The organism is Kocuria oceani (genome assembly GCF_029524215.1).
Classification (GTDB): Bacteria; Actinomycetota; Actinomycetes; order Actinomycetales; family Micrococcaceae; genus Kocuria; species Kocuria oceani.
This window is the reverse complement of the sequence record NZ_JARAMH010000005.1, coordinates 208,097-225,610: the sequence shown is the minus strand read 5'-3', so window position 1 is coordinate 225,610 and position 17,514 is coordinate 208,097. Positions and strand designations below refer to the sequence as shown.

Genomic DNA, 17,514 nt, shown 5'->3' with positions numbered 1-17,514 from the left:
GGTCCCCGTCAGTACACGATGCCGAACACCCAGGTGGCCAGGGTCATCGTGACGAGCGTGACCAGGGCGATGCCGATGAGGTTCAGCCACAGCCCGCCGCGGAGCATCTGCCCGATGGTCACGTAGCCGGAGCCGAAGGCGATCGCGTTGGGCGGCGTGGCCACCGGCAGCATGAACGCGCACGTGGCCGCGAGGGCCACGGGGACGGCCAGCAGCATCGGGTCCAGTCCGAGCCCCAGGGCCACTCCGCCGGAGACCGGCAGGAACGTGGCGGCCGTGGCCGTGTTGCTGGTGAGCTCCGTCAGGAACAGGATGCCGGCCGCGAGGATCGCGACGACGAGGACCACCGGGACCGCCCCCAGGGCGGCGGCGCCCTCCCCGATCCAGTCGGTCAGCCCGGAGGAGGAGAACTGGGAGGACAGGGCCAGGCCTCCGCCGAAGAGCAGGAGCACGCCCCAGGGCAGCTTGACGGCGGTCTCCCAGTCCAGCAGCCGGACCCCGCGCCGGGCGCCGGCGGGCAGCAGGAACAGCAGGAGCCCCACGGCCATGGCGATGCCGGCGTCGCTGATCGGCGGGTCGTCGAAGAGGACGGGCACGAACACCCAGCTGAGCGCGGCCAGCACGAACACGGCGAGCACGAGCTTCTCCCCGGTGGACATGGGACCGAGCTTGCGCAGCTCGCCGTCGATCAGCTTCCGGCCCCCGGGGATCTCGTCGATCTCGGGTCTGAACAGCACCTTGGTGAGCAGGAACCAGGCGATGCCGAGCATGACGACGGACAGCGGGACGCCCACGAGCATCCACTGGCCGAAGCCCACGGTGATGCCGTGGGCCTCCTGCAGGTAACCGACCATCAGCGTGTTGGGCGGGGTGCCGATGATCGTGCTCAGCGAGCCGATCGAGGCGGCGTAGGCGATGCCCAGCATCAGCGAGGTCCCGAAGTCCGAGGTGATGACGGCCTCCTTCACCTCGGTGCTCTGCGGGTCCGCGTCTCCCAGCTCGGCGTCCTGCAGGGCGCCCTCCGTCGCGCCCTCGGAGCCCGGCCCGGAGTCCTTCAGCAGATTCGGCAGCAGCAGCACGGACACGCCGATGGGCAGCATCATGACCGCGGTGGCCGTGTTGGACACCCACATGCTGAGGAAGGCCGTGGCGACCATGAACCCGGCCACCATCCGGGCCGGCCGGGTCCCCATCACCCGGACCGTGCGCAGGGCGATCCGGCGGTGCAGGTTCCAGCGCTGCATCGCCAGCGCGAGCAGGAACCCGCCCATGAACAGGAAGATGATGTTGCTGCCGTAGGAGGCCCCGACGTCGTCGACCGCCACGTCCTCCCCGAGCACGGGGAAGACGATCAGCGGCAGCAGGGCGGTGGCCGGGATCGGGATCGCCTCGGTCATCCACCACACGCCCATCAGGACGGCCGTGGCGGCGGTGAGCTTGGCGGGGTGGGCCAGGTCCGCGGGCAGCACGGCGTAGACCAGCAGGGACAGGGCCAGACCGGCCACCAGGCCCGCCCACCGGATCCGGTGCGTCTTCCGGTGCTCGGCGGGGGCCAGCTCCCCGGGGGACAGGAGGTCGGCGTCACCGCCGTCGCGCGGCGTGGTGTCGTCGTCCCGCACGTGTGCTCCGGGGACGGAGGGTCGGTCGCTCATCTCGGCTCCAAGGTGGTCGGGTCGGTCGTGCTCCGGATCAGGGATCGGGGGCGCCGGCGTCCCACGGCGCGGAGCGCGTCGCGCCCGCCGGGGTCGTCGCGGAGTGCGCCCCGGTGGGCGGGGCCTCCGGGGACGGGGTGCCCGTGCCCGACGACGCCCGCACCTCCGGCAGCCGGATGCAGGCGGCGACGTGCTCCCGGACGGCGGGTCCGCGGCCGCCGTGCCCCGGCTGCGGCCCGGCGCTCCGGTGCGGCGGGGGCGGCACCGGGACGGGCACGGTGCCGGCGCACTCGTCGGCCGCCCACGGGCAGCGGGTGCGGAAGACGCAGCCGGAGGGCGGGTGGAGGGGGGAGGGGACCTCTCCCTCCAGCGGCGCGGTCCTCCGCCGCCGCTCCGCCACCGGGTTCGCGGCGGGGGCCGAGGCGAGCAGGGCCTTCGTGTAGGGGTGGGCGGGGGCGTCGAAGACGTCCTGCACGTCCCCGTCCTCCATCAGCCGTCCCAGGTACATCACCAGCACGTGGTCGCTCATGTGCTCCACCACGGCGAGGTCGTGGGCGATGAACAGGTAGGTGAGCCCGAGCTCGCCCTGCAGCCGGTTGAGCAGGTTCATGATCTGGGCCTGCACCGAGACGTCCAGCGAGGCGGTGGCCTCGTCGAGGATGATCAGGTCCGGTTCCCCCGCCAGGGCCCGGGCGATGGACACGCGCTGGCGCTGCCCGCCGGAGAGCTCGTGGGGGTACCGGTCCAGGAACCGGCCGGACAGCCCCACGAGCTCGAACAGCTCCGCCACCCGGCGGCGGCGGCCGGCCCGGTCCCCGCCGAGGCCGTGCACCTCCAGCGGCTCCTCGACGGCGCGGGAGACGTGCTGGCGCGGGTCCAGGGACGCGAACGGGTCCTGGAACACCATGGCGATCCGCCGGCGTAGGGCCTTGAGCTCCTTGCCCCGCACCGAGGTGATGTCCCGGCCGTCGAGCAGCACGGTCCCGGCGCTGGGCTCCACGAGGTGCATCAGCGCGTTGGCCACCGTGGACTTCCCGGAGCCGGACTCGCCCACGAGGGACACGGTGCGGCCCCGGTGGATGTCGAAGTCGATCCCGGCCACCGCGTGCACCACGCCCTTGCCCCGGTCGGTGGTGACGGGGAAGCGGACCTGCAGGTCCCGCACGCTCAGCAGCGGGCGCTCGTCGTCGGTCATCGGGCTCCTCCTGTCCGGCCGGTGCGCTCCGCGCCGTAGAAGCTGCGCACCGTGTGCTCCGGGCCCACCGTGGTCTCCGGCGGGCGCTCCGTCTCGCAGCGGGGGTTCCCGCGGACCGGGCAGCGGTCCCAGAACAGGCAGCCCTGGGGCAGGTGCTTGGGGTCCGGCGGGCTGCCGGGGATCACGGCGAGCTCGCCCTTGCGGCCGGCGGTCTGCGGCCGGGAGGCCATCAGCCCCCGGGTGTAGGGGTGGCGGGGGTCGGTGAAGAGCTCCTCGAGCGGCGCGGACTCCACGACCTGCCCGCCGTAGAGCACGGCCACCCGGTCCGCGATCCCGGCGACCACCCCGAGGTCGTGGCTGATCCAGATCACGCTCATCCCGCGGGACGCCTGCAACTGCTTGACCTGCTCGAGGATCTGGGCCTGGGTGGTGACGTCGAGGGCGGTGGTCGGCTCGTCCGCCACGAGCAGCTCGGGGTCGCAGGCCAGGGCCAGCGCGATCATCACGCGCTGCTTCATCCCGCCGGAGAGCTGGTGCGGGTAGGAGGCGAGGCGGGACTGCGGGTCGGGGATGCCCACGGCCTCGAGCAGCTCGAGGGCGCGGCGGCGGGCCTCGCGGCGGGTCAGGCCCAGGTGGAAGCGCGGGGCCTCGGTGAGCTGCTGCTCGACGGTCAGCACGGGGTTCAGGGACGTGGACGGGTCCTGGAAGACGAAGCCGATCCGCTTGCCGTGGACGCCGCGCAGCCGCCGGGGGTCCATGGCCACGATGTCCTGGCCGTCCAGCAGGGACTGCCCGCTCACCCGAGCGGGCGGGGAGTCGATCAGCCCGGTGGCCGCGAGCACCGTCATGGACTTCCCGGAGCCGGACTCGCCCACGATGCCCAGGGTGCCCCCGCGGGGGACGGAGAAGGACACGCCGTTGACGATCTCGGCCGGGCCGATGCGCACGGCGAGGTCGCGCACGTCCAGCAGCACGTCCCCTCCGGTGGGGGACGGCGGGGCGGGCCGGCGGTGCTCGGTCGTGGGCATCAGGCGCTCCTGCGGATCTCGTCGGCGGTGCGCTGGCGCGGGTCCAGGACGTCGCGCATGCCGTCGCCCACGAGGTTGAACGCCAGCACGGTGAGGAAGATCGCCAGGCCCGGGAACACGCTCATCCACCAGGCGTCGTAGATGAAGGCCTGCGCGTCGTAGAGCATCCGGCCCCAGGAGGGCTCCGGGGGCTGGATGCCCAGGCCCAGGAAGGACAGGGCGGCCTCGGAGAGGATCGCGAAGGCCAGCGAGAGGGAGGTCTGGACGGTGATCGGGCCCATGATGTTCGGCAGCACGTGCCGGCGCAGGATCAGCCCGTTGGACGCCCCCACGGACACCGAGGCCTTGACGTAGAGCTCCTCGCGGACGGCCAGCGTGGAGGCGCGGGTGATCCGGGCGAAGATGGGCGTGTAGACCACCCCGATCGCGATCATCGCCGTGGTCAGCCCGGGCCCGAGCACGGCCACGATCGCCATGGCCAGCAGCAGGATGGGGAACGCGAAGAGCACGTCGGCGCTGCGCATGATCACCGTGTCCAGCCAGCCGCCGAAGAAGCCGGCCACCAGCCCCACGGCCACCCCCACCACCAGGGCGATGCCCACCGCCACGAGCCCCACGGTGAGCGAGACGCGGGCGGAGAGCACCACCCGGGAGAACACGTCCCGGCCCAGTTCGTCGGTGCCGAACAGGTGCGCGCCCGAGGGCGGGCGCAGGGCGTTGACCACGTCGATGTCGTTGGCGCCGTAGGGCGCGATCCAGCGCCCGAACAGCGCCAGCAGCACCACCAGCAGCAGGATCACCAGTCCCGCCGCCGTGACCTTGTTGGAGATCAGCATCCGCACGGTGCCCGTGCGGGCGGTCTCCTCGGGGAGCTCCGCCGGACCGGGCACGGGTCCGGTGCGGGCGGGGCCGGCGCTCGGGGCGCGGCGCTCGGGCGGGGGCGTCCGGGAGGTGGTCATGACACACGGATCCTCGGGTCGACGACGGCGTACAGGATGTCCACGAGCAGGTTGACGAGCAGGAACATCAGGGCGATCAGCAGCACCGTGCCCTGGACCACCGGATAGTCGCGGGCCGCGACGGCGTCGAACACCAGCCGCCCCAGCCCCGGCCACGCGAAGACCACCTCGATCACGATGAGCCCGCCCAGCATCGTCGCCGCCTGCACGCCCGCCACGGTCAGGATCGGCACGAGGGCGTTGCGCAGCACGTGCCGGCCGACGACCGCCCGGCGCGGCAGCCCCTTGGAGTGGGCGGTGCGGACGTAGTTGGAGCCGACGACGTCGAGCACCGCCGAGCGCACGTAGCGGGTCATGATCGACCCGGAGACCACCCCCACGGCCAGGCCCGGCAGGATCACCCGCTGGACCCACCCCCACGGGTCCTCGGTGAAGGGCACGTAGCCGGAGGGCGGCAGCAGCCCGAGCATCGTGGAGAACACGATGATCAGCAGCAGCCCCAGCCAGAAGTCGGGGACCGAGACGCCGAACTGGCTCACGGCGCGGATCCCGCCGTCCGCCGCGGAACCCCGGCGCAGGGCGGCCCAGGTGCCGAGCGGGAAGGCGATGAGCAGCGCGATCGCGATCCCGGCCAGGGCCAGGGACACGGTGGCCGGGAGGCGGTCCAGGAGGATGAGCGTCACCGGCTCGCCGCTGCGGAAGCTCACCCCCAGGTTCCCCGTCAGGGCGTTGCCGACGTAGGCGAAGAACTGCACCAGCAGGGGCCGGTCCAGCCCGGAGGCCTCGCGCAGCGCGTCGTAGGACTCCTGCGTGAACCGGGTGCCCAGGGCCACCCGCACCGGGTCGCCGGGGACGAGCTGCAGGAGCGCGAAGACCACGACCAGCACCCCGAAGAGCACCACCGCGGTGTGCAGCAGGCGCTTGGCGAGAAATCTCAGGAGCGGGCTGTTCATTCCGTGTCCTCCTCGAGCCGGACGTCCTTGAACCGGATCGCCCGGTCCGGGCGGGCCTCGTAGCCCTGCAGCTCGGGGGCCCAGGCCTGGACCACGTCGGGGTTGTAGAGGTAGACGTAGCTGGCGTCGTCCACGATCTGCTCCGCCGCCCGGTCGTAGAACTCCTTGCGGGCGTCCGGGTCGGTCTCGGTGCGACCGGCCTCCAGCAGCCGGTCGACCTCGGGGTTGCTGTAGCCCTGGGCGTTGTTGGAGCCCTCCGAGTGGTGCTGGTTGTAGTAGTAGTCGTTCACGTCCACGTTGCCGAGCCAGCCCAGCAGCAGCATGTCGAAGTTGCCCTGCGCCTGCTCGTCGAGCCACGTGGCGAAGTCCAGGGTCCGGATGTTCGTGGACACCCCGATCTCGGAGAGGTTCGCGGCGATCACCTGGGCGGCCGTGACCGTCTCCGGGTACTCGTTGGTGACCATGAGGTCGATGGTCTCCCCGGTGAGCCCGGAGCTCTCGGCGAGCTCCCGGGCCCGCTCCGGGTCCTGCTCGAAGGGCGCGTACTCGTGGTACCAGACCGAGGTCTCCGGGACGGCGGTCTGGTTGACCGTGGCGTTGCCGTACCAGGTGACCTGGGCGATGGCCTCCCGGTCGATGGCCCGGGCCACGGCCAGGCGCGCCTCGGGGGAGTCGAAGGGCGGGCGGGCCTGGTTCATGGTGACGTACCAGTAGTCCGTCGAGGGGACCCCGGCGACCTCGACGTCGGGGTTCTGCCGCAGGGAGTTCACCCGCTGCGGCGGGATGGAGTCGGTCCAGTGCACCTCCCCGGCGGTGAGGTCGGCGAGCGCGGTGCTGCCCTCCGAGATGAACCGGTAGACGACCCCCGGCACGTGGGGCCCCTCGCCCCAGTAGTCGTCGTTGGCCCGCAGGGTCACGGCCGTGCCGGCGGTGTTGCCCACCACCTCGAACGGGCCGGTGCCCACCGGGTCGAGCTGGACGTCCCCGCTCTCCACGTTCTGCTGCTCGACGATGGCCATGCCCTTGTACCCGCCGATCGCGGCGAGCAGGGCGGGCGTCGGCTGGGACACGTCGATGCGCACGGTGTGCTCGTCCACCGCCACGACGTCCTCGACGGCGGACAGCCGGTAGGCGTTGGCCAGCTGCTCGTCGATGATCCGGTCGTAGGAGTAGACGACGTCCTCGGCGGTGAACGGGGAGCCGTCGTGGAAGACGACGTCCTCGCGCAGGCGGAACGTCCAGGACAGCTGGTCCTCGCTGACCTCCCAGGACTCGGCGAGGGCCGGCTGCATCTCGAGGTTCTCGTCCGGCTCCACCAGGGTGTCGTAGACGTTCTCCAGGATCTGGAAGGAGAAGTAGGCGCTGGTGTTGTGGGGGTCCAGCTGGTCCGGCTCCCCGGCGATGGCGACCCGGAGGTAGTCGTCGGTGTCCAGCTCCCCGGCCCCCGCGAGGTCAACGCCCTCGCCCACCGAACAGGCGCTCAGGGCCAGTCCCGCGGCGGCGGCCAGCCCGACGATCCGTGCTCCGCGTGCCATGGGCCGCCTCCCGGTGGTAGGAATGAGCCGTCCGCCCCGTGGGCTCCGGCAGGCCGGATCCGGCCGCCCTGCCGGTGCACACCTGGTCGTCGGTGTCCTCCCACCCTATGCAGGCGGGACGCCCCCCGACCACACCCGCCGTCCCGGGCGCGCCGGGAGCACCCGGTCCGCCGCGGCCGGCGGGACAACGACCCGGTACGACGAAACGGCCGTCCCGACGGCCAGGAGGTGCTCGTGACCTACACCGTGATCGCCAGGAGCGCGGACTCCCGCCTCCTCGGCGCCGCCACGGCGAGCTGCTCGCTCGCCGTGGGCAACGCCGTGCCCGCCCTCGTGCCCACCGCCGGGGTGGTCGCCTCCCAGGCGTGGACCAACCGGCGGCTGCGCTACGAGATGCTGCGCACCCTGCACCACGGCGGCACGGCCGAGGAGGCGATCGCGGGCCTTGCCGACGCCGACCGCGACCTGGCGCTGCGCCAGGTCGCGGCGCTGCCCGTGGCGGGCCCCGGCGCGCACCTGACCGGCAGCCTGTGCACCCCCTGGGCCGGCGGGGTGGCCGGCGCCGACTTCGTGGTCGTGGGCAACTTCCTGGCCGGCCCGGAGGTCGTCGAGGCCATGCGCGCCTCGGTGGACGAGGCCCTCGCCGTGCCCGCGCTGAGCAGCATGGACCTCGCCCACGCGCTCGTGGCCTGCCTGCGCGCGGGGCAGGACGCGGGCGGCGACAGCCGCGGCCAGCAGAGCGCCGCCGTGGTCGTGGCCGACACCCTCGCGGGGTTCCAGTACCCGGTGCTGCTCGACGTCGACCTCCGGGCCGACAACTCGGCCACCCCGCTGGAGGACCTGGTGGAGATGCTGGCGCTCAAGGACCGCGCCCACGCGGCGCCCGCCGAGCTGGTGCCCAGCACCGAGGTGCCGCACCGCCCCGAGGACGAGAAGCTCTGGTCCACGGTGCTGTCCTGACGGGCGACCGGTGGGTGGCCCGGCCACCGGTGGCCTACCCTCGGTCCATGACCTCTCGACCCCTCGACCGGCCGGGGCGCCGCGCTGCCGCCGCCACCCTGCTCGCCGTGCTGCTCGGCGCCGGACCGGGCCTCGCCGGCTGCTCCGCCCCCGGAGACCCGGGCGCCGAAGCGGACGCCGGCGCGGGCGACCCGGCGGCGTCCCCCACCGGCGGGTCCTCCTCGGCGGAGCCGACCGGGCCCGCGGCGCCGGACGAGCTGGAGATCGTGGTCACCGGCGACGTCCTGCTGCACCCGGGGCTGTGGGCGCAGGCGGAGGCCGACGGCGGCGGGGAACTCGACTTCGGCCCGCTCGTGGAGGGCCTGCGCCCGTTCACCCAGGACGCCGACCTGGCGATCTGCGACATGGAGACCCCGCTGGCCGCGGCCGGGGGGCCCTACACCGGCTACCCGGCGTTCGAGGTGCCGCCGCAGATCGTGCCCGCCCTCGCCGGGATCGGCTACGACGCGTGCACCACCGCCACGAACCACGCCCTGGACGCCGGGGAGGAGGGGCTGGAGCGGACCCTCGGCGTCCTGGACGGGGCGGAGATCGCCTCGACCGGCACGTACCGGTCGGCGGCGGAGGCCGCCGACCCCCTGGTCCTGGACGCCGGCGGGGTGCAGGTCGGGCTGGTGGCGGGCACCTACGGCCTCAACGGCAACGTCCCGGACGCCCCGTGGCGGGTGGACCTGCTGGACGTGCCGGACATGGTCGAGAAGGCCCGCCGGGCCCGGGCGGCAGGCGCCGAGATCGTCCTGGCGGCCGTCCACGCCGGGGAGGAGTACTCCTCCGCGCCGAACGCCCAGCAGCTCGAGGTCACGCACGCGCTGGCCGACAGCGGCGCCTTCGACTTCGTCTACGGCCACCACACGCACTCGGCGCTGCCCCTCGAGAAGCACGGGGACACCTGGATCGTCCACGGCCTGGGCAACAGCCTCTCCGAGCACGCCACCCGCGTGCCGGTCAACAACGAGGGGCTGACGGTCCGGATGAGCTTCACCCGCCAGGACGGACGGTGGGTGGCCGGGGACCCGGTGTGGATCCCGCACATCCTGACCCTCGACCCGATCCGCTGGTGCGCGCTGCCCGCCGAGCAGGTGTGCCGCTCCCCCGAGGAGGACGCCGCGTCCCTGGCCCGCACGGCGGCGACCGTGGAGTCCATGGGCGCCGCCGCCGACGGCGCCCGCCCGTGGCGATCCCTCACCGCCGGCCCCGCCGGGCCGTAGCGCTCAGCTCGGCCCGACGGAGACGAGCACCTGCACCGGGGCGTGGTCGCTGGGGTGGCCCCCGCCGAAGCGGGCGGGATTGATCGCGCTGCGCCGCACCCGGATGCCGGGGGTGGCCAGCACCCAGTCGATGCGCTCGTCGCCGCGCACGGGCTCCCCGTAGTCCGGGAACGTGCCCCACGCCGGGGTGAGCCGCCGCTCGGCCGTGGTCCAGGTGTCGTCCAGCACCCCCGAGCCCACGAGCGTGGCGTAGGGCCCGGAGCCGTCCGCGTCGGCGTTGAAGTCCCCGGTGACCAGGACGGGGGTGCGCGCGGGGAAGCTGTGCACGAGCTCCACCACGGCGTCCGCGCTGCGCTCGCGGGCGGTCTCCGAGTCGTGGTCGAAGTGGGTGTTGACGAGCACGAGCTCGGAGCCGGTGCCACGGTCCAGGAACCGGCCCCAGGTCACGATGCGGGGGACGTCGTTGCCCCAGGTGGTCGAGCCGATGAGCTCCGGGGTGTCGGAGAGCCAGAACTGGTCCCACTCGAGGGCCTCCAGGCGGCGGGCGTCGTAGAAGATCGCGGAGTACTCGCCCTTGCTCCCGCCCGCGCGGCCGTAGCCGAGCATCCCGTAGCCGGCGGGCAGGGCCTGCGCCACCGCCGGCAGCTGGTGGTACAGGGCCTCCTGCACGCCGAGCAGGGTCGGCTGCTCCAGCCGCAGCAGCCGCCCCAGCCGGGGTGCGCGGTCGGGCCAGTGGTCGGGGTCCCCGGGCCGGGTGCGCTCGTGGTGGAAGCGGATGTTGTAGCTCATCACGTGCAGGGCGCGGCCCGTGGCCGGGCCGATGAGCGGGACGTCGGGGTCCGGCGACCCTTGGGTCGTGCGGTGGTCGAGGAGGACGGGCTCTGCTGACATCGGTGCTCCAGGGTGGGGGCGGTCGGGGGCGTCGTCGATCCAGAATGGGCCGGGCGGGCCGCTCACGGCCGGACCGCGGGGGAACGTGCGGTGACCGGGGAACGACATCCCGGTGTCCGGGGCGGGGGGTCCGCGCCGGACGGTGCCGGGCTCAGCCATCGCGCACCGCCAGGGGGAACTGCCGGATCTGCCCGGCGGTCAGCTCGTGCACCTCGCCGTCCACGCTGACCCGCACCGGCGCCGCGGTGCCGGGCGCCAGGTAGAGCCGCAGCAGGGTGCGGGTCAGCTCCACCTGGATCGGCTGGTCCCGGTAGCTGATCGAGAAGGACACCCGGGGCAGCTCCGGCGGGATGGCCGGGTGCAGCCACAGCATGTCGTCCCGGACCTCCAGGCCCGTGTAGCAGCGGGTGAGGATGTCCACGGAACCGGCCATCGCCCCCAGGTGGACGCCCTCCCGGGTCGTGCCCCCCGGGGTGCCGAGGAGGTCGCTGTCCAGGGCGCGGGTCAGGAAGGACCAGGAGCTGCCGCGGTCCCGGCGGGCCTCCACCCAGGCGTGCACCACGTCGGAGAGCGTGGACCCGTGCGAGGAGCGGTCGCCGTAGAAGGCCACGGTGGCCCGGACCGCCTCGGCCGGGAACTCGTAGCCCAGCTGCCCCAGCAGCTCGCGCAGCTCCTCGGCGGAGAACAGGTACAGCAGCATCAGCACGTCCGCCTGCTTGGCCAGCCGGTAGTCGTTGGTGGACAGGCCCTCGGCGTCGAGGATGAGGTCCAGCCGCCCGATCCGGCCGTACCGGGCCCGGTAGTCCGCCCAGGAGAACTCCGGCAGGTCCCCGTAGCCCTCGAACTGGGCGAGCACGCCGCCGGCCAGGAACGGCACGCGCAGCCGGGTGCGGACCCGGTCCCAGTGGGCGAGCTCGTCCTCGCGCAGGTTCAGCCGCCGCCACAGGGGCCCGCCGTAGTCCCGGCCCAGGCGCGCGACCATCTCCGCCGCCCGGGTCAGCAGCCACGCCGTCATGACGTTGGTGTAGGCGTTGTTGCGCAGCCCCGAGCCGGGCGCGCCCGGGCGGCCGTCGTGGAACTCGTCGGGGCCCATCACCCCGGCGATGACGTACCGGTCGTCCTCGGGGTCGTGCACGGCCAGGCTCGCGAAGAACCGGGCGATCTCCACCAGCAGCTCCGCGCCCTGCTCCACGAGGAAGCGGGCGTCCCCGGTGGCCTGGTAGTACTGCCACATGCTGTGGGCGATCGCCAGCCCCACGTGGCGCTGGAGCCGGGAGTGGTCGGGGATCCACCGGCTCGTGCGCGGGTTGAACAGCGCCCGTGGCGTCTCCTCCCGGCCGTCGCTGCCGCTCTGCCAGGGGAACATGGCGCCCTCGTGGCCGGCCGCGTGCGCCGCCGCCCGGGCCTCGGGCAGGCGCCGGTACCGGTAGGCCAGCAGCGCCCGGGTCCACTCGGGGCGGCGGAGGGTGAGCATGGGGTGGACGAACATCTCGTCCCAGAAGATGTGGCCCCGGTAGCCCTCGCCGTGCAGGCCGCGGGGCGGGACGCCGGCGTCCAGGTCCGGGTGCGCGGCCGCCACCGACTGCAGGACGTGGAAGGTGTTGAGGTTCACGGCCAGGCCCTGGCGGCCGCCGGCGTCGGTGGCCACCGCGAAGGCCGACCAGAGGGCCTGCCAGGCGGCCACGTGGGCGCCCAGCAGCTCGTCGAAGCCGCCGGCCCGTTCCAGCAGGGTGGCGGCCGCGAGCGCGGGGGTGGAGACGGCCCGGTCCCGCGAGGTCACGAGGGCGGCGATCTTCTCGACCCGCACGCGCGCGCCCGGGGTCATCCGCAGCGTCAGCTCGTGGCCGATCACGCCGGGGGCCGGGCGGCAGGACCTGCGGGCGTGCATCCGGTCCTCGGCCCCGCTGCGCAGCACCCGGGTGCGGGCGGCCACGGCGACGCGGATCCTGGACTGGGTGGTGGCGGCGTCGACCAGCACCGTGCCGCGGCCCAGGTCCAGCAGCTCCGGCTCCTCCAGGTGGTGTCCGGTCAGCGGGGAGTCCGCGGCGACGTTGTGGTTGTCGACGTCGCCGTCCACCAGGCTGCGCACGGTCAGCGTCCCGCTCCAGTCCTCGGCCTCGAACACGCTCTCCTGGCCGGCGAGGTGGCGCTGCTCCTGGGAGACGAACCGGCGGGTGGTCAGGCGGGTGGTGCGCCCGGCCTCGTCCCGGAAGCGCAGGGTGCGGGTCAGCACCCCGACGCGCAGGTCGAGGTCCTGGTGGTGCTCGAGCACGTTCGAGGGCGTGGGGGCGAACCAGTACCCGTCCTGGACGCGGTACTGCAGCAGCAGCCAGTTGGGCGCGTTGACGAGGTCCTCGTGCTCCACTGTGCGGCCCTCGACCTCCTGGCGCAGCCGGTCGTAGACGCCTGCGAGGTAGGTGCCCGGATAGTGGGTGCCGTCGGCGCGGAACTCGCACGCTGCCCCGCGCACGGCCTGGTACCCGTTGCCCAGGGTGCACAGCGCCTCCCGCAGGCCTTCCTGCGGGGGGTCCAGGCACGAGTAGGTGAGGTTCCACGGGCTCTCCCCGCCCGAGCCGCCGCCCCAGCCCGAGTCCTCGGGCCCGGCGCGCACCGGGATGTCCAGGTCCTCCAGGCTGTCCACCACGAGGTGGGCGCCCGCGGCGAGCAGCGGACCCCGCCGGACCGCCCCGTCCACGCCGACCACGAGCCCGAAGCCGTGGCGCACCGCGGCGCGGATCAGGCGGTTGCTGTCGCTGACCACCACGGTGTGCTCGGGCTCGACGGCCAGCCGGCGGGCGGCGAGCAGCAGGGACGCCGCCGGCGGGTGCCGGTCCGGGCCCTCGGCCCCGGCGGTCCGGTCCGCGGGCGGATCCGCGGAGACCACGATGTCCGCCGGCGGGTCGGCCGGCAGCTCCGGGTGGGCGGTGACCAGGGCGGTGAGCACGCCCTCGGCGCGCAGCCGGGCGAGGAGCGCGGCCGCGTCGGCCCGGTGGCGGGGGTGCAGGGCGCCGGCGCCCGGGGGTATCGGGACCGGGCCGGCGTCCTCGCCCGGGCGGGCGCCGTCCGCGGGCTCCGGTGCCGCCCCCGCGGGAGCGAGGGCGAGCACGACCGCCCCGTAGGTGCTCCTGCCGTGGCCGGCGGGCTGCTCCTGGACGCCGCTCATGCCGTCATTGTGCCACCTGGCTCCGTCACGCGGCCGGGACGGGCGCGTGACGGAGCCTCAGTTGATGGTGCTGAGGCGGATGGTCTCCGGCAGGGCCAGGATCTGCTCGATCACCTCGCGGGTCACGCCGTTGGCGGCGTCCGTGACCAGGTAGCCGGTGTCCCCGCGGGTGGACAGCTGCTGGCGGTCGATGTTGATCCCGTGGCTGCCCAGGACGCTGTTGACGGTCGCGAGCACGCCCGGCACGTTGCGGTGCAGGTGCAGCATGCGGGTGCCGTTGACCGCGCTGTTGAGCTGGACCTGCGGCATGTTCACCGACAGGCTCGTGGAGCCGGAGGTCACGAAGGCCGAGAGCTTGCCCGCCACGAACCGTCCGATGTCCACCTGCGCCTCCTGCGTGGAGCCGCCGATGTGCGGGGTGAGGATCACGTTGGGCAGGCCCTGCAGCACCGAGCTGAACCGGTCACCGGCGGCCTTGGGCTCGTTCGGGAAGACGTCCACCGAGGCCCCGGCGATGTGCCCGCTGACGAGGGCGTCGCGCAGGGCGTTGTAGTCCACCACCATGCCGCGGCACAGGTTGAGGAACAGGGAGCGGGGGCGCATCCGCTCGAACTGCTCGCGGCCGAACAGGCTGTCGTTGCCGGCCCGCCCGTCCACGTGCAGCGACACGGTCTCGACCCGCTCCAGCAGCTCCTCGAGGGTGTCGCAGCGCTGGGCGTTGCCCAGCGGCAGGCGGTCCACGATGTCGTAGTAGTACACGCGCATGCCGAGCGTCTCGGCGAGCACGGAGAGCTGGGAGCCGATGTTGCCGTAGCCCACGATGCCCAGGGTGCGGCCGCGGACCTCGTGGGCGCCCGTGGCGGACTTGTCCCACACGCCCTCGTGCATGGCCTGGTTCTTGTCGGTCAGGTGCCGCGCCATCGAGATGATCTCGGCGATCGCGAGCTCCACCACCGACCGGGTGTTGGAGTACGGGGCGTTGAAGCACGTCACGGCGTGCTCGGTGGCGGCCGTGAGGTCGATCTGGTTGGTGCCGATGCAGAACGCGCCCACGGCCAGCAGCTCCGGGTGGGCGTCGAACACCTCCCGGGTCACCTGGGTCTTCGACCGGATGCCGAGCAGCTCGACGCCGTCGAGGGCGTCGATGAGCTCTTCGGTGTCGAGGGCTCCCTTGCGGGTCTCGACCTCGATGCCCTTCTCGTTGAGGATGCGTTCGGCCTCGGGGTGGACGTTCTCCAGCAGCAGTGCTTTCACAATGGTCCAGTCTATGACTCCGGCGCGGAGGACGACGACGTGGGTCGTCGCCTCCGCGCCGGGTGTGCTGCACGTCACCGTGCGGCGACGGGCTCCCGGACCTCCTCCGTGCCCGCGCGCGCCGGGGCGGGCTCCTGGGGAGCCGTCCCGGGACCGCGCTCCAGGGACTGGCCCTCGACGTCGACGTCGGGCAGCACCCGGTCCAGCCAGCGGGGGAGCCACCAGGCCCGGTCCCCGAGCAGGTGCATGGCCGCGGGGATCAGCGTCATCCGCACCACGAAGGCGTCGACGAGCACCCCGAAGGCCAGGCCGAAGCCGAGGGGCCGGACCATGGCCATGTGGGAGAAGACGAAGCCGGTGAACACCGAGATCATGATGATCGCCGCGGCCGTGACCACGGCCCGGCCCGCGTCGAGGCCCTCCCGCACGGCGGCACGGGCGGAGCGGCCGTGGACGTAGGCCTCCCGCATCCCGGCGACGAGGAACAGCTGGTAGTCCATGGCCAGCCCGAACAGCACGCCCACGAGCAGCGTGGGCAGGAAGCTGAGCACCGGGCCCGGGTCGTGCACGCCGAACACGGCGCCCAGCCAGCCCCACTGGTAGATGGCCACCACGGCGCCGAAGGCCGCGAAGAGGGTGAGCATGAACCCGGCGGTGGCGATCACCGGGACGAGGACCGAGCGGAACACCAGCACCATGAGCAGCAGGGACAGGCCCAGCACCACCGCCAGGTACACCGGCAGCGCGGCGGCGAGCTTCTGCGAGACGTCGATGTTGCCGCCGGTCAGTCCGGTGACGCCGATGCCGACGCCGTACTCCTCCTCCAGGGCGGGGGAGAGGGCGCGGAGGTCGTCGACGAGCTCCTCGGTGGACTCCGCGGCCGGTCCCTCGGCCGGGGTGACCTGGAAGACCGCGGTGCGCCGGTCCTCGGAGAGCCCCGCCGGGACGACCGAGACGACGTTCTCCCGCTCCATGAGCTCCTCGCCGACGGCCACCTGCAGGTCCGCGGCCCCGGCCGCGTCGGTGCCCTCGGGCAGGTCCGCGACCACCAGCACCGGCCCGTTGGCGCCGGCCCCGAACTGCTCGTCGATGATCCGGTAGGCCCGGTACTGGGTGGAGTCGGCCGGCTCCGAGGAGGCGTCCGGCAGGCCCAGCCGCATCGAGGCCGCCGGGAGGGCGATCAGCACGAGGGCCGTGACCCCGGCGAGCAGGGTCAGCACCGGGCGGCGGGTGGCCACGCCCTCACGCCGCTCGCCGCGGTGCGCCGGGGTGCGGGCGGCCTGCTCCCGGGCCCTGGCCGAGAGCAGCCGGTGCCCGGCCAGCGACAGCAGCGCCGGGGTGAGGGTGACGGCGATCAGCACGGCCACGGCCACGCACACCGCCGCCGCGGTGCCCATCATCCCCAGGAACCCGATGCCGGTGACGTTCAGGGCGGCCAGGGCGATGATCACGGTGAGCCCGGCGAAGACCACCGCGTTGCCCGAGGTGCCGGTGGCCAGGCCGATCGACTCGTGCAGCCCCACGCCCCGCAGCAGCTGCTGGCGGTGCCGGTTCAGGATGAACAGCGAGTAGTCGATGCCCACGGCCAGCCCGAGCATGAGCCCGAGCATGGGGGTCACCGAGGTCATCTGCACGACCCCGGAGAAGGACAGGGTCGCCAGGGCACCGATGCCCACGCCGGTGAGGGCCGTGAGGATGGGCAGGCCGGCCGCGACCAGGGTGCCCAGCATCACCAGCAGCACCACGGCCGCGATCAGGACGCCGATCACCTCGGCGGGACCGAACAGCTGGGAGATGTCCTGGGCGATCTCGCTCGAGTACTCGACCTGGACGCCGTCGATCGGCACCTCGTCCACGGCCGCCTGCAGCGCCTCCTTGTCCTCGGCGGTCACCGCCTGCTGCTGGGCGGTGAAGGTCACCACGGCCATCGCCGCGGTCCCGTCCTCGGAGACGGTCCGGGTGTCCTCGGCCAGGGCCAGCAGCCGCTCGCCGCGCGCCACCTCCGGGGCGCGGGCCTCGAGTTCCTCGGCGCCGGCCTCCAGCTCGGCCCGGTTGCGCTCCAGTTCTGCGCGCCCGTCGTCGAGGGCCTCCTGGCGCTCCTCGAGCTCGTCGCGCACCGGGCCCGGGGCGTCGGCCCGCTCGGCCTGCTCGCGGGCGTCGTCGAGCTTCTCCTGGTTCTCCTCCAGGGTGGCCTCGGCGTCCTCGAGCTGCGCGCGTCCCTGCTCGAGCCGGTCCCGCCCGTCGGCCAGCTGCTCGCGGCCGTCGGCGAGCTGCTGCTGCTGGTCCTCGCGCTCCGCCTGGGCGGTGAAGGGGTTCAGCACGCCGTCGACCCCGGCGGAGTCGCCGGCGGCCGTCAGGGCCGTGCCGATCTGTTCGCGCTGCTCGGCGGTGAAGGGCTCGCCGGACTCGGTGCGGAACACGATCCGCCCGGTGCCGTGCCCGGCGTCGGGCAGCTCGTCCTGGAGGCGGTCGGACAGCCGCTGGGTCTCGGTGCCGGGGATCGTGATCGCGGTGGTCAGCTGGCCGCCGGCCACGGCGAAGGCGCTGCCCGCGATGACGAGCACGGCCGCCCAGGCCGCGATCACGGTCCAGGCGCGGCGGGCGGCGAGGCGCCCGAGTCGGTACAGGAATTGGGCCATGGCTCTTCTCTGTCGGT

12 protein-coding genes are annotated in these 17,514 nt (G+C 73.7%); 2 read left to right on the top strand and 10 right to left on the bottom strand.

The window, feature by feature from the left end:
- Positions 1-8 precede the first annotated feature (8 nt).
- The 6 genes from PU704_RS07965 to PU704_RS07940 are packed head-to-tail and all read right to left on the bottom strand — an operon-like array spanning position 9 to position 7,322.
- Positions 9-1,652, bottom strand: a complete 1,644-nt coding sequence (locus tag PU704_RS07965) for an SLC13 family permease (protein ID WP_277550929.1) — start codon at positions 1,650-1,652, stop codon at positions 9-11.
- Positions 1,653-1,689: 37 nt separating this feature from the next.
- Positions 1,690-2,847 (bottom strand): ABC transporter ATP-binding protein, encoded by a 1,158-nt coding sequence (locus PU704_RS07960; protein ID WP_277550926.1) that lies wholly within the window; start codon positions 2,845-2,847, stop codon positions 1,690-1,692.
- Complete coding sequence (locus tag PU704_RS07955) at positions 2,844-3,875, bottom strand: ABC transporter ATP-binding protein (protein ID WP_047805162.1); 1,032 nt, start codon at positions 3,873-3,875, stop codon at positions 2,844-2,846. The genes PU704_RS07960 and PU704_RS07955 overlap by 4 nt, the downstream gene beginning before the upstream one ends.
- A complete protein-coding gene (locus PU704_RS07950; RefSeq protein ID WP_277550925.1) occupies positions 3,875-4,834 on the bottom strand; it encodes an ABC transporter permease in 960 nt (319 codons plus the stop codon). Before PU704_RS07950 ends, PU704_RS07955 begins: the two co-directional genes overlap by 1 nt.
- Positions 4,831-5,787, bottom strand: a complete 957-nt coding sequence (locus PU704_RS07945) for an ABC transporter permease (RefSeq protein ID WP_277550923.1) — start codon at positions 5,785-5,787, stop codon at positions 4,831-4,833. The genes PU704_RS07950 and PU704_RS07945 overlap by 4 nt, the downstream gene beginning before the upstream one ends.
- Positions 5,784-7,322 carry an ABC transporter substrate-binding protein gene (locus PU704_RS07940; protein WP_277550922.1) on the bottom strand — a complete coding sequence of 513 codons (1,539 nt, stop codon included), beginning with the start codon at positions 7,320-7,322 and terminating at the stop codon, positions 5,784-5,786. The genes PU704_RS07945 and PU704_RS07940 overlap by 4 nt, the downstream gene beginning before the upstream one ends.
- Positions 7,323-7,556: 234 nt before the next feature.
- Here PU704_RS07940 and PU704_RS07935 point away from each other — a divergent pair, with 234 nt between their 5' ends.
- Both PU704_RS07935 and PU704_RS07930 read left to right on the top strand, forming a co-directional pair.
- Positions 7,557-8,282 (top strand): DUF1028 domain-containing protein, encoded by a 726-nt coding sequence (locus PU704_RS07935; protein ID WP_075871568.1) that lies wholly within the window; start codon positions 7,557-7,559, stop codon positions 8,280-8,282.
- Positions 8,283-8,329: 47 nt separating this feature from the next.
- The gene (locus PU704_RS07930; RefSeq protein ID WP_277550920.1) at positions 8,330-9,550 is read left to right on the top strand and encodes a CapA family protein; all 1,221 of its coding nucleotides are present in this window, start codon (positions 8,330-8,332) and stop codon (positions 9,548-9,550) included.
- 3 nt (positions 9,551-9,553) lie between these two features.
- On the opposite strand, the gene PU704_RS07925 is transcribed toward PU704_RS07930, so the two are convergent.
- The 4 genes from PU704_RS07925 to PU704_RS07910 all read right to left on the bottom strand — a co-directional run bounded on the left by PU704_RS07925 (position 9,554) and on the right by PU704_RS07910 (position 17,497).
- On the bottom strand, positions 9,554-10,441 hold the full coding sequence (locus PU704_RS07925) for an endonuclease/exonuclease/phosphatase family protein (RefSeq protein ID WP_047803052.1): 888 nt from the start codon (positions 10,439-10,441) through the stop codon (positions 9,554-9,556).
- Between the two features lie 151 nt (positions 10,442-10,592).
- Positions 10,593-13,604, bottom strand: a complete 3,012-nt coding sequence (locus tag PU704_RS07920) for a glycosyl hydrolase family 65 domain-containing protein (protein WP_277550918.1) — start codon at positions 13,602-13,604, stop codon at positions 10,593-10,595.
- 57 nt (positions 13,605-13,661) lie between these two features.
- Positions 13,662-14,858 (bottom strand): phosphoglycerate dehydrogenase, encoded by a 1,197-nt coding sequence (gene serA, locus PU704_RS07915; RefSeq protein ID WP_277550917.1) that lies wholly within the window; start codon positions 14,856-14,858, stop codon positions 13,662-13,664.
- A gap of 74 nt (positions 14,859-14,932) precedes the next feature.
- On the bottom strand, positions 14,933-17,497 hold the full coding sequence (locus PU704_RS07910; RefSeq protein WP_277550915.1) for an MMPL family transporter: 2,565 nt from the start codon (positions 17,495-17,497) through the stop codon (positions 14,933-14,935).
- Between the last annotated feature and the right edge of the window lie 17 nt (positions 17,498-17,514).